We start from the raw sequence: 19,194 nt of genomic DNA, 5'->3' as shown, positions 1-19,194 counted from the left end.
CGCCGCTGCTGCCCGAATCATCGGGCAGCAGCGGCGTTATTGTCATTTTAATCCTGCCGTGGTTTTACACGTTCTCATCAGGAGCCGTTCCTGTAACAGGTTCCTCATCATCGGATGTTAGCTCTGCACCAATGACCCGAATGATGTCGTTCGGATAAATATGTACGCCGCTCGCCTGCGCAAGAGCGATTCGTACCATGGCTCGTGCGATGACCGAAGCCGGGATAGCGCGGTAGGAAGCGAGCTTGCCCGTCATCAGACCGTCCAGCGCTTTCATGACAACAGCGGCAGCGGCTTCGCCCATACGTCGTTCAGGTCTCGCGCCCAAAATCAGCGACGGACGGAACAAATGCAGCGCAGGCAGCCCGATAGCGGCAAGCGCCTCTTCAGCCTCACCCTTGGTGCGGTTATAAAACACACGTGAATCTGGATCGGCCCCCATCGCTGAGATAGCTAGCATCTGTACAGCACCAGCCTCTTTGCCCAACTGGGCAGCCAGCACCGGATAGTCCAGATCCACCTGACGAAACTGCTCCTTGGTGCCAGCTTTTTTCATCGTTGTCCCAAGGCAGCAAAAAACATCATCCACCCCTTCGAAGGCGAACGCCGCTTTCTGTGGCTGTTCCCAATCGATGAGCGCCTGTTCCAGCTTGGGATGCTTGATGTCCAACGGACGTCTGCCCATAACCATGACGCGGTTGTATTCCTTTTGCACCAGCAGCTCTCGTACAACATAACCCCCGACAAGCCCTGTTGCACCCACAACGACCGCTTTACGTTCCATGATAGACCTCCTTTGTGCCATAGCGCTCCTGCTCCTACAATTGCGATTAGGTTAATTTAAAGGGTTGTTCGTCCGCCTCCTTGCTTACGGACGGACACATGGGTAGGTACAAGGAAAACGTACTTCCCTTACCCTCCTCACTTTCTAAACGGATAAACCCGCCCAACAAGCGGGAAAAATCACGGCTGATGGACAATCCCAACCCGGTTCCTCCATATTTACGATTAATGGAACCGTTCGCCTGCTGGAATGCCTCAAAAATAACGTGTTGCTGAAGCTTGGAAATACCGATGCCCGTATCTTTTACAGCAAATACAACCCAATCTCCCTCCTGTCCCTTTCGATCCAGATGCTGTGTACTCATTTCTAGCAATACACGTCCTTCATGAGTGAACTTAAAGGCGTTGGATAACAGATTACGCAAAATTTGCTGTACACGTTTAGAATCGGACCGAATTTCATTCGGTATAGGCTCATGCTCCTTTAAGCTGAATTCCAGGTTTTTATCCTTCGCAGTGACTTCAAAATGCATCATCATCACCTGCGCAATCTCACGCACATTGACTGGCTCACTTACGATTTCCATGTGCCCAGCCTCGACCTTGGACAAGTCCAAAATGTCGTTAATCATTTGGAGCAAATCATGCCCCGAGGCATAGATGAGATCGCTGTATTGGTATAACTCGTCCTCATCCAGTTCTTTTCCCTGCTCGTTGATAATCTGCGCCAGATTAATGATGCTGTTAAGAGGTGTACGTAACTCATGCGACATCGTTGCCATAAAATCCGATTTATATTGGGAAGCCATCATCAGTTGCTTGGCACGTTCCTCTAGAATGACCTTTGCCTTCTGCAACTCATCTCGCTGCTCTGATAACAACTCATTCGCCTGCTTAATCTGATGATTCCGCTGTTGTTCCATCTGAAAGTCCCTTAAAATCAGAGCAAATAAAAAACTGAGGACGATGCCGATTGGCAGTGTAAGAGGAACAACCTCCGCTACATAATAGCGCCAGGGAATGACGCCCAGACAGGCAATATTTAACGTATTTACGATATTAACCGCTAAAATGGTCACCGATGCCTTAATAATCAAACGCCAGGTGGAACGGCGCATCCAGTAGTTCAATCCGGCGCACAGGACGCCCAGAATGCTCATATTCAAAAAGCCGACCCACGCCGCCATATGCAGACCGAAGGTAAATCTCGTTAGTCCGATTGCGACCCCAATAATAATAAGCGTATAGGAGCGGGGATACACCAATGCCGCGATAATCAGCGGTACAAAACGCAAATCAAAAATAACCGTTTCACTAAAGTTAAAACCAAAACAAGAGCTGACCCATCCGCCAAATATCACTAGCAGCACCGAGCTGACATATTTGAACCGCGAAGAGGTACGACTCAAACCATATTTATAAATCACGTTCGCCACATAGGCAACGGCAATCAGCATCCCTAAATTCATTAAAAACATCATTGAAAATTGCATGGACTCACACTCCCATAGCGCAAAAAATTGGATGCCAGGCCTATGTTAACCGCGTTTGCCTTTCTTGTACATCATAACATGAAGCCCCATCTTTCGACATAAAAGATGCTTACATTCCTATATAAAAAAGCGAACCTCAATGGCTCGCCCTGTTGTGCTGATATATACAGAGTCAGCTTGTGATGCCTTTGTTCCGGCGCCACTCCTTGACAAATAATTCGGCAAAATAAGGGTCCCATTGGGTTCCCTTTCCCTCTTCCAATATCATAACCGCCTTCTCTTCCTTCATACCTTGCCGATAGGGACGATCAGACGTCATCGCATCATAAGCATCCGCTACAGCAATGATTCGCCCAAATAAGGGGATATCTTCCCCAGCGAGCTGGTCAGGGTATCCCTTGCCATCATAACGTTCATGGTGCGATCGCACGCCGGGCAAATAAGGGGCCATAGCATAAGCTGGTTCAACTTGCCGGAGAATACTCTCTCCCATAACCGGGTGCATTTTAATCTGATCAAACTCCTCGTCCGTCAGCTTGCCGTCCTTGAGCAGAACAGCGTCAGCCACGCCGATTTTACCGATATCATGCAGCAAAGCTGTTTTGCGCAGCAAGTCGAGGTCTGTCTCATTCAAACCTCCCTTGCGCCCAATGAGTACGGAGTATTCAGCCACACGCAAAGAATGTCCTGCGGTATAGGCATCTCGCGCATCCAGCGCTGCCGCCAAGGTGGCGAAGTAACTGTCCAATAGCTGACCGTTCTTTTCTTCCCGTTCCTTCAGGCCCTCGATCATCATGTTAAAGCCTTCAACCAGCTCGGCAAATTCGTCGGAGTACAAGTCGCTGGCATTACTGTTCAGGCGGCCTTCCCTCACTGCATTCATTTTTTCCAGCAGGTGGTGGATCGGCTGTTCGATCTCACGGGTCAACAACCTTCCTCCCAGATAAGCAAAGGCTACACCAAAAATTAAAATCGTACCCGCCCATGCCCAATAGGAACTCGAATCCGTCGCCTCCAAACGTTCCAGGCGAATCTGTGTAGCTAAACAAAATAAAAACAGAGGAAAAGCACCAATGAGCGTCGCGCTTAACTGAAATTTATGCCGAAGCGATAGTAGGACTCGTCCTCGCAGGGACAGGTTTAATCCATATTGCTGATAGGTTCGATCACGGATTTCCTCCAGCAGCGGCTTGATTGCTCTCATTGTCAGGAAAAATTCAACCAGTGCGTGCATCGAAGCAACCAGACAAGCTCCTATACAGGCGATTCCTACATAATACAAGGGAAAGGTAAGTTGTCCAGTATGTATCATCCATAAGGCAATGACGGCTGCCGGGATAGAGAAACCCAACAAATGCGGTCCAACAATACGTAAAACTGACAAATTAGGCAGATGATGAACCCGGATATACACCGCTTCTACATCCTTGAGTGTTTCCTGATTGCCGTAAAAAAAACGATGAACCGGTCTCAAATGCATTCGAAACACTATGGTTTCACAAGCAATCATAATGACGCTGGAAAATGCAATAATTTTAACAAGACCCAGAATTTCATAGTGGGCTACATTTAACGTGGAAAATACAAAAATCATACCTACCAACAATACAGCGATAAACGAACCTATAATATAGTTCAGGATAACATGCTGAATAAAGCGCTTATAGGTCGGCAAATTGCTACCCCTCTTTTCATCCGTACACTCTAAAATATCTTGTGTATTCAATATCGGAGTCCAACCATCAAAAGTTTACCTTCTTGCTCGAGCATTTTACATAAATACGAGGATGGCTTTTAATCTGCAATTTATAGATGGGAAATCATCTTATTCTTAATTAAGAAACTCTCGAGGGAAGAGCATTTTAGCCAACATTTTTTCCAGTCTATAATCAAAAAGCCAAAAATGACTTGTGTTTTATAATCATTCTTGCTATACTATTGGAGTATGTATTACCCCATAAGATTCCACGCAACAAGCTATTACTCCTAATCACCGTATGGAGCTTCTCCTAATTTTATGTATAACCCTAATGTAGAATTTTGAGCTTTTGCCGAAGATTTTCACATTCACACTGGCGCGGTCATCGGAGCCGCAAGGACGAAAGAGAGGTAGGGCTTTTGTCGTTTGGAAAATGAACAGTGGAATCACACTGCCCCTTATGAACATGCTGACCATATAATGCAAGGTAGCAGGGGTTGAATATATATTTTGCCATCAAACGATGAAGTTTGAGCAGGCCGTGCAGTATATGCAAACTGCACCATCCTCCGGATGATCCCCGGGGGATTTTTCATATACGGAAAGCGTATCTATGAACAAAAAAGTGGCCCTGCCGATACATCGGCAGGGCCTATAGCTTGATCAAAAAGGGGTTAATAGGGTCATTATAGTCTCGCTTTCTTAAAACTAAATGATATGCACCTTAAAAACTCATTAATTTTCCAGTTTTATATACCTTCTAATAATTCGTCCAGTATTCTGTACCATTGGGCGGCATCGTTTGCGTAGTGGAACGTCTTGTTTCCGCTTGGGTGCGCCTTTGGGTCGAGGGACGCTCCCACCCTTCCAGTAAAACAACATGCTGGGTACCCGAATTGTTTTCCCAAGTGATGTAGCGCTCCTGTTCCATATGTCGCAAGGCGACTGTAATTTCAGCATCTCGCTTGCCCGTTTTTACGGTCAATTCCGCCATTGTGGGCATGTGGCGATGCTGGGCGAAATAATTATACAAAATACGTAACAGCTTTCGTTCCAAATCTGGCAACATCGTCTTCCCCCCCTGAAAAGAACATACGTTCCCATTATAACATATAAAAATGCACCCTCCTACTGGAAGATGCATTCGGGCTTGTATGCCCATGTTGAATTTAGTTTTTTTCCTTCTCCTGACGACCGACAGAGCGCAGCCACCAAGCGATTCCACCCACACTTCCAAGTGCCAGAACCGTTAAGAAAATAATATAGAACAAATGAAATGCACGATCACTCATGGCAATCGCCTCCTTACTTTATGTATACACTTTCCAGCTAAGCCTGTAAACCTCTTTTTAGTCCCACATTCTAAATTTCCCCAAAAACTCGACAATAGATACTTGCTTGAGATCCATCGGTGCATACTAACTAAAAGTGGTTAATACCAAATATGAGACAGACCAAGGAGGTTATCGAATATGAAATTCCTATTGATCGTGATCATCGTCGTGCTGATCGTTGTGTTGCTTATGAGAAGACGCAGATAAGCGGAGACATCCTGCATGGTTAAAAAGGAATACAAAAAGGGCTTTCGGTACATCACCGAAAGCCTTTATTCATCTGAGGTTAAGGCTAAATTACGCCTTGTTCTTCTTGTTATATTTAATAAAAGCAATTACAAGAGCTACAGCAAACAATATTCCGCTGACCACCCATGTTGTCAGAAATGCCATACCCAAACCGACATTAGACCCCATCGTCGGGTGATTCATGGCAGTAAACACTGATCCCTGCATCATAAATATGGTACAGAACAAAACAACGGGCGCTAAAATAATCGTGCTTGCTGTCTTCCGAGTACCAGATACTGCGATCACGCACAGAGCGGAAATCACCAAGATCACCCAATATATAACTGCTTCCCAAATCACTGAAGTGCCCACCTGCTCAACCTCTTTTCTATCCATTCGTATATGCCTCTTCTATTGTAACAGACGTCACACAGTGAACCAAGCCATAATTTGATCAGAAAAGGGGTAAACCCTGCGGATAACGTAAATAATGTACAGTAGCGATCCTACACCAAAGACATGAAAGGAAATGTTCACTCACGTTCAGCCATAACCGAATACGTCTTATAGCCACCATCAACGTTCCTCACCCGATAACCGTATTGAGTCAAAATTCGGGCAGCAATATAGCCTCGCAGACCGACTTGGCAGGATACCGCGATCTCTAGATCACTAGGGATTTCTGCCATCCGCTCTCTAATCTCGGCCAGAGGAATATGAATCGAACCTGGAATGGCCCCTGCCTGTAGCTCCACCGCATCCCTAACATCAATAATAAGACCACCATTGCGGTGAAAATCATCAACTTCATGCCACTGTATCGTTTGGACCAGCCCATCCATGATATTCGAAGCCACGTAACCCGCCATATTCACAGGGTCTTTTGCTGAAGAATAAGGAGGTGCATAAGCAAGTTCAATATCAGCCAGTTCACGGACGTTCAAATGGCCACGAATAGCCGTCGCAATGACATCAATCCTTTTGTCTGCTCCATCAGCTCCAACAGCCTGCGCCCCATAGATCATCCCGTTTTCGGGATTAAAGAGCAGCTTCATAGCAATGGGTGATGCGCCAGGGTAATAGCCGGCATGTGAACCAGGATGAATATGAACAGCCTGATAAGGAACGCCCAGCCGCTGTAATGTTTTTTCATTATTACCTGTAGAAGCTGAAGTCAATGCAAAGGTCTTAATTACGGATGTTCCAAGCGCCCCATCATAAGAAATTGCTTGACCGTTAATATGATCCGCTACCAAACGCCCCTGACGATTGGCTCCCCAGGCTAGCGATACCATCGTTGCAAACCCATGATTGCGGTCTTTGACCTGAATGGCATCCCCCACCGCATAAATGGCCGGATCGCTGGTTTGCAGTTGGGCGTTCACCTGAATAGCGCCGCGAAAACCAAGTTCCAATCCGCTTTGCTTGGCCAACTCATTTTCAGGAACAACACCGATCGCCAGAATAACCATGTCCGTCTGAAGCACACCCCCGGAAGTCAAACGAAGTTGTGTACCCTGCCCTTCAAAAGCCGTGACTCCTTCCTCTAAACGCACCTCCACCCCGTTCAGCCTCATATGCTGTTCTACCCATTTGGCCATTTCAGGGTCCAGCGGATTCAATAATTGTTGTCCCATATCAATAATGGTTACTGCAAGTCCACGCTCCCGCAAATTCTCGGCCATCTCCAGCCCAATAAATCCGGCCCCGATCACCGTGACATGCTTTGGATGCCTTTCATCTACATATGCCTTAATAACGTCCGTGTCATGAATATTTCTTAATGTAAATAAATTCATAGCTTCATGTAATCCAGGAATGTCCGGTATCATCGGTTTGGCTCCCGGCGACAATACCACAATATCGTACGGCTGCTCATCTGTTTCCCCTGTAATCATATCGCGGAAATGGACGAGCTTCTGCTCTCGGTCTATTTGTATCACTTCTTTCAGTACCCGCACATCTATATTAAAACGGTCTCTTATCCCTTGAGGTGTCTGGAGAAACAGCTTCTCCCGCGCATGGATTGCCCCGCCAATATAGTAGGGAAGGCCACAGTTTGCAAAAGAAACATGCTCTCCGCGTTCAAACAGAATAATCTCGTCTTCCTCATTCCATCTACGTAATCTCGCAGCAGCAGAGGCTCCACCTGCTACCCCGCCAATAATAACTATTTTCCTACCCATTTCTTCCCCTCCTCATATACCCTACGGGGTATAATATATACCTATGGGGGTATGTTGTCAATACGAAAAAAAGACGGAGGTTGCCCCCCGCCTGATAAACATTGAACGAATACTGATCTGGGTCGAAAAATCACTTGCGAATGCTACACGAATGCTCTGTCACACTTGGTCTAAGAAGTGTTCGACTACTACTACTGCTGGCTGGCTGTGATCGCCTGCTCCAGATCGTACAATATATCGTCTATCGCTTCTGTCCCGACAGATAGGCGTAACAGCTCTGGTTTGACTCCGGCAGCAACCTGTTCTTCCACATTCAACTGCTGGTGCGTTGTGCTTGCCGGGTGAATAATCAAAGACTTGGAATCACCTACATTCGCCAAATGAGAAAATAGCTTTACATTCGCAATTAGCTTGCTTCCCGCCTGGCTTCCACCTTTAATACCAAAGGTCAGGATTGCTCCTTGTCCTTTCGGCAAATACTTTTGAGCTAATTCATAGGACGGATGGCTCGGCAACCCGGTGTAGCTGACCCACTCCACATCCTTGTGGCCTTCGAGATATTGCGCTACCTTCAAGGCATTTTGACTATGTCTTTCCAACCGCAGATGAAGTGTCTCCAAGCCCTGAAGCAGCAGCCATGAATTAAACGGAGAAATGGCCGCTCCCAAGTCCCGCAGCAATTGGACCCGTGCCTTGATAATATATGCGATAGGTCCCACCGCCTCGGTGTAAACAACTCCGTGGTAGCTCGGGTCCGGCTCAGTCAGTCCTGGGAAACGACCACTCGCTTTCCAGTCAAACTTGCCGCTGTCCACGATCACCCCACCAATAGACGTACCGTGTCCGCCAATAAACTTCGTTGCAGAATGCACGACAATGTCCGCTCCGTATTCAATAGGACGCAACAAGTAAGGACTTGGGAACGTGTTATCCACAATCAGCGGAATACCATATTCGTGCGCAATCGCCGCTACAGCTTCCACATCCAGCACATTGCCCTGTGGGTTGCCAATCGTTTCGGCAAATAATGCCTTCGTCTTATCCGTAATGGCATTACGGAAGTTCTCTGGATCATCCGAATCGACAAAATGTACTTTAATGCCCAATTTCGGCAGTGTTGTAGAAAATAGATTATATGTACCGCCATACAGACTGGAGGCCGACACAATTTCATCCCCAGCTCCCGCAATGTTCAGGATGGAGAAGGAAATCGCCGCCGCTCCCGAAGCCGTTGCCAACGCGCCAGCCCCGCCTTCCAACGCGGCGATACGTTGCTCGAATACATCCGTGGTCGGATTCATCAGACGCGTATAAATGTTGCCGAATTCTTTCAGCGAGAACAAATCAGCCGCATGCTCCGCATCCCGAAATCCGTATGAAGTGGTTTGATACAATGGAACGGCGCGGGCAAAGGTAGTAGGATCAATTTGTTGTCCGGCATGGACAGCGAGAGTTTCGAATGACAGCTTGCGTTCTTCTGACATGGTTATTTCCTCCCTTGTTATACGTGCTGTATGAATCGTCTCTTCCTGTATGCGTACTCATGGATGATTTTTCAATCATTCTCGCACAAAAAGAACGATTTGGGAAGATAATTCTCATTATTCAGGTAGGATATTATAATTTTATTGTAATATCAGGTTTCAGATCGGAAGGTTTTGCCCAAATGCTCCCCCAAACCAAAATAATGACGGAAATTATAGATGAGTGGGCTCCACTTTGTCGGATCAATATGGTTCTCACCGAGGATGATATCCTGATGAACATGCACCTGTATGGCTTGAGTTTCGACGATCGCAAAATAAGAAGAATGGTTAGGGATTCTCACATCCTTCACCTTAGCTTCAATTTGAATAGGGCACTCCCTGATTCGGGCGAGCTTGACCCTATTCGACTCAATCGAAGTTAGTCCGCTGATCTCATACTTATCTTTATGGTACATAAATCCATGTTCCTTCTTTTCCGCTGGAACAGGATTCTTGCCTGTATAAGGGGCTAAACGTTCTACATTTTCCCACATTGAAGGCCCCGGGACGTTGATTACACATTCGGAATGCCGCTCCATATTTTCTAATGCTTTGCCACCTGTTCCAATGCCTAGTACCACACAATCTCCTAATGCCCACGAGGAGGAAATGGGGCTAATATTGGTTGTTCCATCCTCATTCAGCGTATTGAGTAAAATCACAGGGGTTCCGTAATATAAAATGCTAGGATTAATCGTTTTAACGTCTGGGCTATGATTCATCTCATCCATGTGATTTATGTGATTTATGTGATTCATTATCTTTTCTCCTTCTATTCAGATCCGCCTCTCTATTGTAAAATATAAATATTTCAACCTTCATCGAAGTATGGATTACAAAGGGGGATAACCGTGCCATGAGCACCAAGTCAAATGTAGCCATGATTGCTTCTCTTGTTAGCGAGCCTTCCCGTGCAGCTATACTCACCGCTTTATTAGACGGCAGGTTCCACACGGCAAGTGAATTGGCCCATATGGCAGGCATCAAACCGCAAACGGCCAGCTTCCATCTGGCTAAAATGACCGAGGCACAAGTCGTTACTGTGGAAAAACAGGGGCGGCACCGTTACTTTGGCATTCAAGACCCCGAAGTTGCCCAGGTGATGGAGTCACTTTTATCCATAGCTCCACCTGTTCCCATTCATTCATTCAAACATGCCTCCGAAAACGAGGCCCTACGGTTGGCAAGAACTTGCTACGATCATGTTGCGGGTCAATTAGGCGTGCAGCTCATGAGTTTTTTCATTCAAAAGGGGATTCTTTCCGAAGATCAGGACGGGCTTCATATCACGGAACAAGGAGAGACTTTCTTCACTGACTTTCAGATTGACCTTACACAAACAAGACACAAGCGCCGCTCCTTCTCACATAAATGCCTGGATTGGAGTGAACGACGCCATCACCTTGCAGGTGCTTTAGGAAATGCTGTTCTGGACAGATTATTCGAATTAAATTGGATCGAGCGTCTGCCTACAACCCGAGCGATACGTGTTACAGCCGATGGTAAAAGAGGTTTTAAAGAGATATTTTCGATAGAGGTCGACTAGATCATCATAGTTCTAATCATTTCTTAATCCGCGTCGGATTTTATGATTGGAGACAAGGCCAGTTGTTTTCTCGTCATCGGACGGACATAGGCATAATTGTTTTTTGGAGCCTTTCCTTTTGTCACACCTGCTTTATATCTTCCAGCTCCAGCCGGGACGGCGACCAAGGTTCCGTACGTTCTCATCGCACGTTCAATCGGGAAAGATACGGAACGCGTTCCGTCGGTAGATCCGGCAAAATGGACCGCGGCCGCATAGTTATTCAACCGATCGTTACTGTCATTCAGCCATACGGAACCCGAATCTCCAGGCCCAGTTCGTCCCTGGGTAAAACGAATGACGGTTTGATCACGGAAAATCTTAATTCCCGAATCGCCTCTCACCCTTTGTTCCACGCCAATCGCCTCCACGACCCCTCTGGCGAAGCCGTTGGTTTTTGCCATTCTTTTAAACGTCATTCCCAGACGGTAGCTTAATAAGTGCCCGGGTACGGTAATGAGGCCACCACTTTGGTTAATCAGATACCTTGGGTTAAGCAGACTGTTTGAATTGGCAATAGCGATGGCGGAGTCCTGAAAGTTAACCCCTGTCGTAGTAAGCGGGACAAATTGAAAAGCTCTCCCGATCTGATCCGCCGTTCTGCCCCCATCTGCCGGAGAAGGCTGAATGGTATTGTGAAATTGGTTTGTATTCGTCGGGACTAGAACATGGGCATTACTCAAAATAAACAGTGTATTATTCTTAATGACAATGAGCCCACCGGTCCCTCCCGCAGTGGTGGGAACCGTCGTTCCTACACTGACCGCACCGGGCACAGGGCGCCATCTTTGGCGAGGGTTCGTTTGGGTAGGAGCCGCCGCTTCCCTTTTGAAGGAACCCACACCTAAAATTCGGATAGGTACCGCAGAAGCTCGACTTATATCTTTTGTTACTGCTTGCAATTTGGTTTGCGTCACAGCCGAAAGATTTCTCAAGGTATATAACACAATCGCCGCGCCCTTTGCCGGTCTATTGGGATCAGCATAACCTACGCCAATCCCTGTTACTCCGTTCCGCTTTAGCATCGTTCGCCAAATCCGACTTTTCAATTTGAAGGCTTGATAAAAGGTAGCCAAAGCCACATACATCCCCTTTTCATAGTCAATGATGTATATACATATGACTAATCCGCACATCCTGACTGTGCGTTTCCCCAGAACAATGAAAAAGGTGTGGGCTAGATGAACTGTTCATTGATCAACCTTCCTTGAAGAACTCTACCATTTCTTTAAATGATTGCTGAGCTGAGTGTACGTTATATCGGGGAGAGTACGGGTCACTGAATCCGTGCTGTCCACTGAATTTATGTACCTGGATATTACGGTTGTCTAAAATTGAAATGAGCTCATCCACATTAAATGATGATTCTTCCTGTGGGAAAAAAAGCAATGTTGGACAATGTGGAGCTATTTCTAAATAATTTCGAATACGAGAGCCATAGTATCCTACGATTCCATCAACGTACCTTTCTTTACTACACAGCCAGGCAATCGTTGCCCCTATGCTAAATCCGACGATAAATACCTTTTTATAGCGAGCTCGAATACTTAATAATAAACTTTCGATATGATAGAAAGCGCGGTCAAATCCTATATTATCCATAAAATTGGTGTAGGCAGTTTCCTCTTGCGAATAGTCATAAGGTGTTTCCTTGCCTAGTAAATTTGGACAAATGACGTCATAACCCTGATCCGATAATAGGCTGCAAAAATTTTGTATATGCTGGTTAATCCCATAAATCTCATGCAGCACAACAATTAGGGTGTCCGACTTTTTATCTATGCTTATCATATTGTCCCCCTAACCAGGCTTGAATATGGGAAAATAATTCATTCGGATGCGCGTATTTATACTTAGCTGCTACTTCCGAGGATAACCGTTTGAACAACTCCAAGGATACGATCAGTGCTTCCCAACTATGATTGGGGTCGTATTCCCCAAAAGATTTTTTCAAATCAGCAAACACATCTTGATCAGCCCATTCATTTATGAATTTCCCTGCATGCCAAGTATCATATTCCGATCCATGTACAGCTTTTGCATGCCACTCTATCATTTGCAGCAATAATTGTTTACAGTCCGTATCTCTTTGCTTAGCTACCCACAGATCATTGCGCAAAATTTGTTTAGCTACATATAGAGAGGCGAAGCAATACATATTAACAACCTGTAGATAAGCATCTTCAGATATCGGAGGAGTAACCGGGATCGTAGTGGTTTGAGGGATGATTTGGTTTCCATTTCCCATCTTATCGAACAGCATCCTAACCCCCCGCTGAAACCCTTCAGGAATACGCCCATTTTTGATTATATGATCCAGATCGGATGTATGACGGAATAGAAAATCAACCTCAGCCCCTTGGTCAAAGAGAACTAGTTTTTCTGGATCTCCTTTTGCCGTTCGAAACATAAAGCTGGTCCAAACCTTGCCAATGTTTAGTAACCATTGATCATTTTGAAGATAGTAATCTGGATTCGTTGAAAAGACGACTACATCCAAGTCAGAAAACTCATCAAAAGGTTTGTCCTCTCTTGCCCGGGACCCAACGATATAAACCGCAATAATTTCTTCATTAGAGATTCCCCATTCGGATATACGCTCCTCAAGCACTTCGTAAGCATTATTCATACGATATATCCTCCTTTTTTAGAAAACATTATATCTAATCCAATAATTACGGTATATATTTTTTAGTTAACATTGATATACACCATTCATCAAATCAATTTCCCAATCTTCAGCCTGTGATATAATTCTTTCAATATTACAGTTTGGAAGGATGGTGCAGATGTCGGAGCAGCGAGTATACATCCGGTTCTCTGAGGAGACGGACGCCGCAGAATTGACAGCAATGTACAAGCGCAATCGGGAATTCTTTGAGGAGTTTTCGCCAAACACCCAAGAGAAGTACTATACGGAGGAGCACCAGCTCCAGACGATTATTAAGAGCAAGGCCGACATGATGGAGGACCGGAAATATTCCTTCGTGGTATGTCACAAGGAGAACGACCGGATTATAGGCAGCATAAATTTATCTTTTGTGGTGAGGGGGCCGCTTCAGAGCTGTATGATCGGATACAGCCTAGACCAAGCATATAACGGCAAGGGTTATACGACGGAGGCGGTGAAGCAGGTGGTTCGCTATGCTTTCGATGAGCTAAAGTTTCACCGGATCTTCGGGGAAGCCTCTCCTCGGAATCCAGGATCCATCCGTGTGCTTGAGAAGGCTGGCTTTCACAAAGAAGGCATCTCTCGAAGCAACGTAAAGATCAACGGAAAGTGGGAGGATCACCAGGTTCTGGCGATTATAAATCCGTCAGAGGATATCTAGTTTAAAAGGAGGGTATTATGAAGTATCAATCCATCAAACTACATGAAAAGTTATCTAAGTTTAGTGATCATTGGTCTCCGAAAGTTATTGGTGAAATGAATGACTATCAATTTAAATTGGTGAAAATAGTTGGGGATTTTATATGGCACGATCATCAAGATACCGACGAGGTCTTTATTGTACTTGAGGGCGAGATGTTCATTGATTTTAGAGATGGACGGGTACAGGTTTCTCAGGGAGAAATGTTTATTGTACCTAAGGGGGTCGAACACAAGCCATTCGCACATCAGGAGTGCCATATCATGCTAGTAGAGCCGAGAGGTGTAGTAAATACTGGAGGAGCAGAGTCAGAATTAACGGCAGTCAATGATATTTGGATTTAAAATGCAATAATGACGAGCTTTAATACAGAATAAACATACGTATTTTGTGCTAATTCGAGAAAGGAAAGGTATGGTGGATGATAAGAAACGCAGAATTTAAGAATAGTTATGCAGGATGGCGAGAAGTAGAAATAAAGGATTCCTCCCTAGGCATTACATTTCCCATGATGGTAATGTATCCAGCGGACGAACCCGAACAAATAGAGCGATTGGGTCCATACCAGTTAGAGTTGGCGAGAGAGGCAGATCTATCAGAAGGAAGATTCCCTTTGGTTATCATCTCTCACGGTACTGGCAGTACGCCGCTTGTGTATCGGATTTTGGCGCAGCATTTAGCACGCAATGGTTTTATTGTCGGCATTCCAGAGCATCCATTTAACAATCGAAATGACAATAGTTTGGAAGGAACAGCACAGAATCTTACCTATAGACCTAGACACCTTAATATGGTCACCGACTGGTTTTTCGATAGTATGCTGTTCAAGGACAAATTAATACAGAATGCTGTGTCTCTCATCGGACATTCCATGGGCGGTTACACGGCATTAGCGGCGGCGGGTGGCGTGCCGACTTCTTTGCCTCACGAGACCTCGGACGGAAAGCCCCAGCTTATAGAGGTTACACCAAATTACCGAGTAAAATGTCTCGTTTTACTAGCGCCAGCGTCGGTCTGGTTTCGAGCTGAAGGTAGCTTGCGTGCAGTTAATCTACCTATCTTAATGGTGGATGCAGAGAAGGATCAGTACACTCCTTCTTTACACGCTCGTTTAATATTGGATGGCGTGCCAGATCCTAAGAAGGTACAATACAAAACAGTAAAAAACGCCGGGCATTTCTCCTTTCTGAGTCCTTTCCCGGAATCGATGAGGACTCCGGCCTTTCTCCCATCGCAAGACCCTCCCGGCTTTGATCGCGAACATTTCCATAGGATGCTTAATGCTGACATATTGGATTTTCTATGTACTCATACACGTTAGTTGGATGACAACAGCGGCTGTCTAAGAACTTTATTTTTCAGGTCTTGGTCTGCCGCTGTTTGATTTTTGTTCAGTCTAAAGCTTTATTTCCACTGGATATTTTACAGAAACTGTATTCTTTTTCCAGGGCTCTCTCAGTGCATAATTTCTTTCTTATTTACCTTAACACCTGATAAGGATTGATCAAACATATCGAGAATAAAAAGGAACCTCTCCGCTTCACGAAATACATGATCGGCCAATAAAGGATGGATAATGCTTTTTATTCGGCACTCGTCGATTAAATCACGCGCTGTTTTCTTAAAATCACGCAAAGACTTCACAGAGATACGGTTCTCATCAACAAATTGACTCAGGAGTGGAACGGTTTGTGACTGTGGCCGCATATGACTTAGGTCAATTGCTTGAAACATCAGCATATCAAAATCATTACTAAACTCCCTAGCTTGTTCAACTAGTTTACGTTCGGATGGATCAAGTAAATGGCCTATAAATTTTGCGTGATCGGCCATGATTTTTAAGAAAAAAACATTTTCATCAATAATTGCATCGGGTAATGGTTCGAGCTTTCCTGAATTGAGTTCTCCTAAACGGTTTCTGAAATAATTGGCTTCCCGGCTTATGTGATCTACCAGTAAAGGAAAATTGGTTTGTCCAGGAAGCTTGCATTGTAATATAAGGCCCAATACCATTCTCTTAAATGCCCAAATATTCGTCGCCGCATTCTGAACCTCCGTATTAAACTCTTTGATTGTATAAGGATCTGTCTCGGTATTAAATTCATTCGACCTTTTCTCAATATCCTCAAAAATGGCGTAGAACCGATTGGCTTCTGTTTTAAGTTGAGTATCTTCCGCTCTAAAACCTAACCCCAGAAAAAAGGAATGCTCCTTCATGATCCTGGACCAAAATCGTATTTCATCTAATGAGCGTGAAACGAATGCATCCAATCATATCCCTCCTCTATGTGAGCAAAAAAGCACTTACTTAGTCATATGGAATATGCCTTGTCATTATGAATATCGAATCCTACGCCTCATACTAATCTAATTCCGAAGTTGAGCTATTGAGACTCGTAACTCTGTTACCTTATTTATGTACGTGAAATATTTCTCTGTACTAGCTATTGACCGTCGGAGTTATTGTCATTTCAAAACCTCTAATCTAATGACTAGGGCCTTTATACTTTCGACGACCTACGTTTCCCTAAAAAAAATAAATTCCATAATAATACTCATATTTGAATATATATCATTTAATGTTTGGACAATTCTCCCAATCTAGTTCTATAATTCACTTGTTATTACATATATTTAGGAGGAAGTCATGAACAATATTATATTCAAAAAACTAAGAACAATAGTGTTAGCTCTTCTCATTGGAGCTTCGGTGTTCTCGTTGTTCCCTACCGTTACAAAAGCTGAGACTACAAATGTGACCTGGTCAGATGGATCTTTAACAAAAACAATTCCTGAATGGAATCAAACCGATATTACTAATGTAGGTAAAAGCTCAGGAAAATGGTATTGGGAAGTAACCCTTAATAAAGGAAGCGGCGATATTGGAGTCGCAAATTCAGACAAGAAAAAACAAATCAGGTACACTGGTTATCATGGAGGTGGTCATGGTCCTACCAGCCAATCTTTTGGTACAGGAAATTATGATTACGGGGCCGTTTATACAGTAAATGATGTCATTTCGGTCGCTTTAGATCTAAGTAATAATACAATTATTTTTTACAAAAATGGAGTTTCACAAGGTGTTTCTAAGTACACTCCTTCTTTATTAGGCGATACTGTATATCCCTACATAAGAAACGATCAATTAAATGGTTCTGTTGTATATACTGCTAATTTTGGAGCAAGTGACTTTAAATATCCTATTCCTGAAGGATTTTTGCCTTATCAAGAATCGGGTACATCTACAACACCAGACCCGTCTACTACACCAGATCCATCTACTACACCGGATCCGTCTACAAAGCCTGATCCATCTACTACACCAGATCCGTCTACAAAGCCTGATCCATCTACTACACCAGATCCGTCTACAACACCGGATTCGTCAGATACCGATGGGGCCTCCCAACCAGCTGGTGACCGTGCTATTCTGACTGTAACGATGGACAATGGATTTGATAAAGAATTCGATCTGAGTAAAAAAGAGCTGAATGCCTTCATCGCTTGGTATGACGCTAAAGATGCTGGTAGAGGTGCTTCTTTCTTTGCCATTGACAAGCACAATAACAACAAAGGTCCATTCAGCAATCGCAAAGACTACGTAATCTTCAACAAAATTCTCACATTTGAAGTAAGCGAATATTCAACTAAATAAACATGATGAAGGACTTCATATCGGCTAACATGCCAGTGAGGTCCTTCTTTACATTAATTCTAATCTCGAAATCACGCCTAAATTGCTATACTGGATGACACATTATTTCTAGACTAAAAGTTAGCAAATCGTTTTATTTCAACAAAAAAAAAGCACGGCTTCCAAAAAAACTGGAAGCTGTGCTTAAATACTCTCGAATGAGTGTCCGTAAAATACAATTTAGTAGTCTTTTTCAAACAGATAGCAAGAGCCCTACACTTGGCCCCCGACTTTGTTTGTACTTAGATCAATATTTTTAGTGTACACTTTGTTATTAATAAGACTAATGATGCTGTTAACTACAATTGATGTAAGTACCGTTAACAACGTTAGCCACAATAAGATCAAGATAGATACCTTGGGAAAGAAAACAATACTCTGAAAATAATAATAACAAAAAAAGGTGTGAGTTAACCAAATATTCATTGAATTTTTACCTAAGTAAGCGAAAGGTCTGGCTAGTTTTAATTTATTCATTAAATGAATACTGACGAGGATAAGTACAGGAGCTATTATCATATCAATCGTTGTCTTCTCAAATAATTGACTCGTGGTACGAAAGTGAAATAGCACTACAATTATTATAATATCAAAAAGTATGTTATTAAATATGATGGAATTATAAATCTTACTCATCCATGAATACAAATTATATTTAGCAAAGAACAACCCTATCATAAACGGCAACTGCCAATACATAATACTGTAATAATTTCCTTGTGAATATGAATTATAAAAAACAAGACCGGAAATGAGTAGAGTTACCCATGCGTTACGTTGAAAGGCTTGAAAGGTGACCGGAAAAATTAATAGCAGCAGAATATAATCATATAAAAACCACCACTCACCATTATATGAACTGGATAGGGCTATAAAATTCCTCAAAAAATCCATTATTGAATTATTTTGAAATCTATCAGAATTTCCAAAAAAGTATAGACCAGCTGGAATAAAAAGCAAAAAAACAACCCAGTAATTTATCATTATTTTGCTTAATCTTGTAAAGCTCTTCTGCATTAAATGATGTGGATTTTGAACATTGCTCTTATATAAACCATAACCACTTAGAAACAAAAAAATGGATATTGCTATTTGTCCAAAATGCCCTACATAAAATTCCCCTCTTTCATGAAATAAACTAAATAATGAAACATAGTCGTACTTTAATCTGTCAGGAAAAGCAAAAAGATGATGAATCAAAAGGAGTATTACAGCAATACCTTTTGCAATATTTGTTTCTGCAAGCTTTAATTCCTTATCATTGTGCACACAATATCCTCATTTCTAGTTGT

At 43.7% G+C, this 19,194-nt stretch carries 19 protein-coding genes; 5 read left to right on the top strand and 14 right to left on the bottom strand.

Translation table 11 applies throughout. The features are described from left to right. Positions 1–64 precede the first annotated feature (64 nt). The 9 genes from ACUUJN_RS02680 to ACUUJN_RS02640 form a co-directional block, all read right to left on the bottom strand. A complete protein-coding gene (locus tag ACUUJN_RS02680) occupies positions 65–784 on the bottom strand; it encodes an NAD(P)H-binding protein (RefSeq protein ID WP_069079818.1) in 720 nt (239 codons plus the stop codon). 46 nt (positions 785–830) lie between these two features. After that, complete coding sequence (locus ACUUJN_RS02675; RefSeq protein WP_028541154.1) at positions 831–2,276, bottom strand: ATP-binding protein; 1,446 nt, start codon at positions 2,274–2,276, stop codon at positions 831–833. Between the two features lie 172 nt (positions 2,277–2,448). Then, positions 2,449–3,951 (bottom strand): HD-GYP domain-containing protein, encoded by a 1,503-nt coding sequence (locus ACUUJN_RS02670; RefSeq protein WP_023986780.1) that lies wholly within the window; start codon positions 3,949–3,951, stop codon positions 2,449–2,451. Positions 3,952–4,735: 784 nt separating this feature from the next. Further along, the gene (locus ACUUJN_RS02665; RefSeq protein ID WP_484669236.1) at positions 4,736–5,044 is read right to left on the bottom strand and encodes a hypothetical protein; all 309 of its coding nucleotides are present in this window, start codon (positions 5,042–5,044) and stop codon (positions 4,736–4,738) included. Positions 5,045–5,144: 100 nt separating this feature from the next. Further along, positions 5,145–5,267, bottom strand: a complete 123-nt coding sequence (locus ACUUJN_RS02660; protein ID WP_023986778.1) for a hypothetical protein — start codon at positions 5,265–5,267, stop codon at positions 5,145–5,147. Positions 5,268–5,606: 339 nt separating this feature from the next. Further along, positions 5,607–5,936 (bottom strand): hypothetical protein, encoded by a 330-nt coding sequence (locus ACUUJN_RS02655; RefSeq protein ID WP_023986776.1) that lies wholly within the window; start codon positions 5,934–5,936, stop codon positions 5,607–5,609. Between the two features lie 137 nt (positions 5,937–6,073). After that, the gene (locus tag ACUUJN_RS02650; RefSeq protein ID WP_338533168.1) at positions 6,074–7,726 is read right to left on the bottom strand and encodes a CoA-disulfide reductase; all 1,653 of its coding nucleotides are present in this window, start codon (positions 7,724–7,726) and stop codon (positions 6,074–6,076) included. A 191-nt stretch (positions 7,727–7,917) separates the two neighbouring features. Next, a complete protein-coding gene (locus ACUUJN_RS02645) occupies positions 7,918–9,210 on the bottom strand; it encodes a homocysteine synthase (RefSeq protein WP_264454245.1) in 1,293 nt (430 codons plus the stop codon). 152 nt (positions 9,211–9,362) lie between these two features. Further along, positions 9,363–9,983 (bottom strand): flavin reductase family protein, encoded by a 621-nt coding sequence (locus tag ACUUJN_RS02640; RefSeq protein ID WP_484669729.1) that lies wholly within the window; start codon positions 9,981–9,983, stop codon positions 9,363–9,365. A gap of 125 nt (positions 9,984–10,108) precedes the next feature. Between ACUUJN_RS02640 and ACUUJN_RS02635 the strand changes: the two genes are divergently transcribed. Next, complete coding sequence (locus tag ACUUJN_RS02635; RefSeq protein ID WP_023986772.1) at positions 10,109–10,798, top strand: ArsR/SmtB family transcription factor; 690 nt, start codon at positions 10,109–10,111, stop codon at positions 10,796–10,798. Between the two features lie 23 nt (positions 10,799–10,821). Here the strand turns inward: ACUUJN_RS02635 and ACUUJN_RS02630 are convergent, their stop codons facing one another. The 3 genes from ACUUJN_RS02630 to ACUUJN_RS02620 all read right to left on the bottom strand — a co-directional run bounded on the left by ACUUJN_RS02630 (position 10,822) and on the right by ACUUJN_RS02620 (position 13,466). Next, positions 10,822–11,925 (bottom strand): hypothetical protein, encoded by a 1,104-nt coding sequence (locus ACUUJN_RS02630; RefSeq protein WP_254348779.1) that lies wholly within the window; start codon positions 11,923–11,925, stop codon positions 10,822–10,824. A 109-nt stretch (positions 11,926–12,034) separates the two neighbouring features. Then, on the bottom strand, positions 12,035–12,628 hold the full coding sequence (locus ACUUJN_RS02625; protein ID WP_254348744.1) for a dienelactone hydrolase family protein: 594 nt from the start codon (positions 12,626–12,628) through the stop codon (positions 12,035–12,037). Further along, positions 12,612–13,466 (bottom strand): aminoglycoside 6-adenylyltransferase, encoded by an 855-nt coding sequence (locus tag ACUUJN_RS02620; RefSeq protein WP_254348743.1) that lies wholly within the window; start codon positions 13,464–13,466, stop codon positions 12,612–12,614. The genes ACUUJN_RS02625 and ACUUJN_RS02620 overlap by 17 nt, the downstream gene beginning before the upstream one ends. A 160-nt stretch (positions 13,467–13,626) precedes the next feature. Here ACUUJN_RS02620 and ACUUJN_RS02615 point away from each other — a divergent pair, with 160 nt between their 5' ends. The 3 genes from ACUUJN_RS02615 (at position 13,627) to ACUUJN_RS02605 (ending at position 15,529) form a co-directional block, all read left to right on the top strand. After that, entirely contained in the window at positions 13,627–14,169 is a 543-nt protein-coding gene (locus tag ACUUJN_RS02615; protein WP_023986768.1) for a GNAT family N-acetyltransferase, read from the top strand. A 17-nt stretch (positions 14,170–14,186) separates the two neighbouring features. Further along, the gene (locus tag ACUUJN_RS02610) at positions 14,187–14,552 is read left to right on the top strand and encodes a cupin domain-containing protein (RefSeq protein ID WP_484669235.1); all 366 of its coding nucleotides are present in this window, start codon (positions 14,187–14,189) and stop codon (positions 14,550–14,552) included. Between the two features lie 77 nt (positions 14,553–14,629). Then, entirely contained in the window at positions 14,630–15,529 is a 900-nt protein-coding gene (locus tag ACUUJN_RS02605) for an alpha/beta hydrolase family protein (RefSeq protein WP_071559398.1), read from the top strand. A 134-nt stretch (positions 15,530–15,663) separates the two neighbouring features. On the opposite strand, the gene ACUUJN_RS02600 is transcribed toward ACUUJN_RS02605, so the two are convergent. Further along, positions 15,664–16,479: a DUF2935 domain-containing protein gene (locus ACUUJN_RS02600; protein ID WP_076158829.1), complete on the bottom strand. Its 816-nt coding sequence runs from the start codon at positions 16,477–16,479 to the stop codon at positions 15,664–15,666. A 376-nt stretch (positions 16,480–16,855) separates the two neighbouring features. Between ACUUJN_RS02600 and ACUUJN_RS02595 the strand changes: the two genes are divergently transcribed. Continuing rightward, the gene (locus ACUUJN_RS02595; protein WP_484669234.1) at positions 16,856–17,863 is read left to right on the top strand and encodes an SPRY domain-containing protein; all 1,008 of its coding nucleotides are present in this window, start codon (positions 16,856–16,858) and stop codon (positions 17,861–17,863) included. Between the two features lie 252 nt (positions 17,864–18,115). Here ACUUJN_RS02595 and ACUUJN_RS02590 read toward each other — a convergent pair whose 3' ends face one another. Beyond that, positions 18,116–19,171, bottom strand: coding sequence for an acyltransferase family protein (locus tag ACUUJN_RS02590; protein WP_484669233.1), 1,056 nt, complete (start codon positions 19,169–19,171; stop codon positions 18,116–18,118). Between the last annotated feature and the right edge of the window lie 23 nt (positions 19,172–19,194).

This window comes from Paenibacillus sp. LRG-1 (assembly GCF_057220305.1).
Note: the sequence above shows the minus strand (reverse complement) of the source record. Positions and strands in the feature narration are given on the sequence as shown.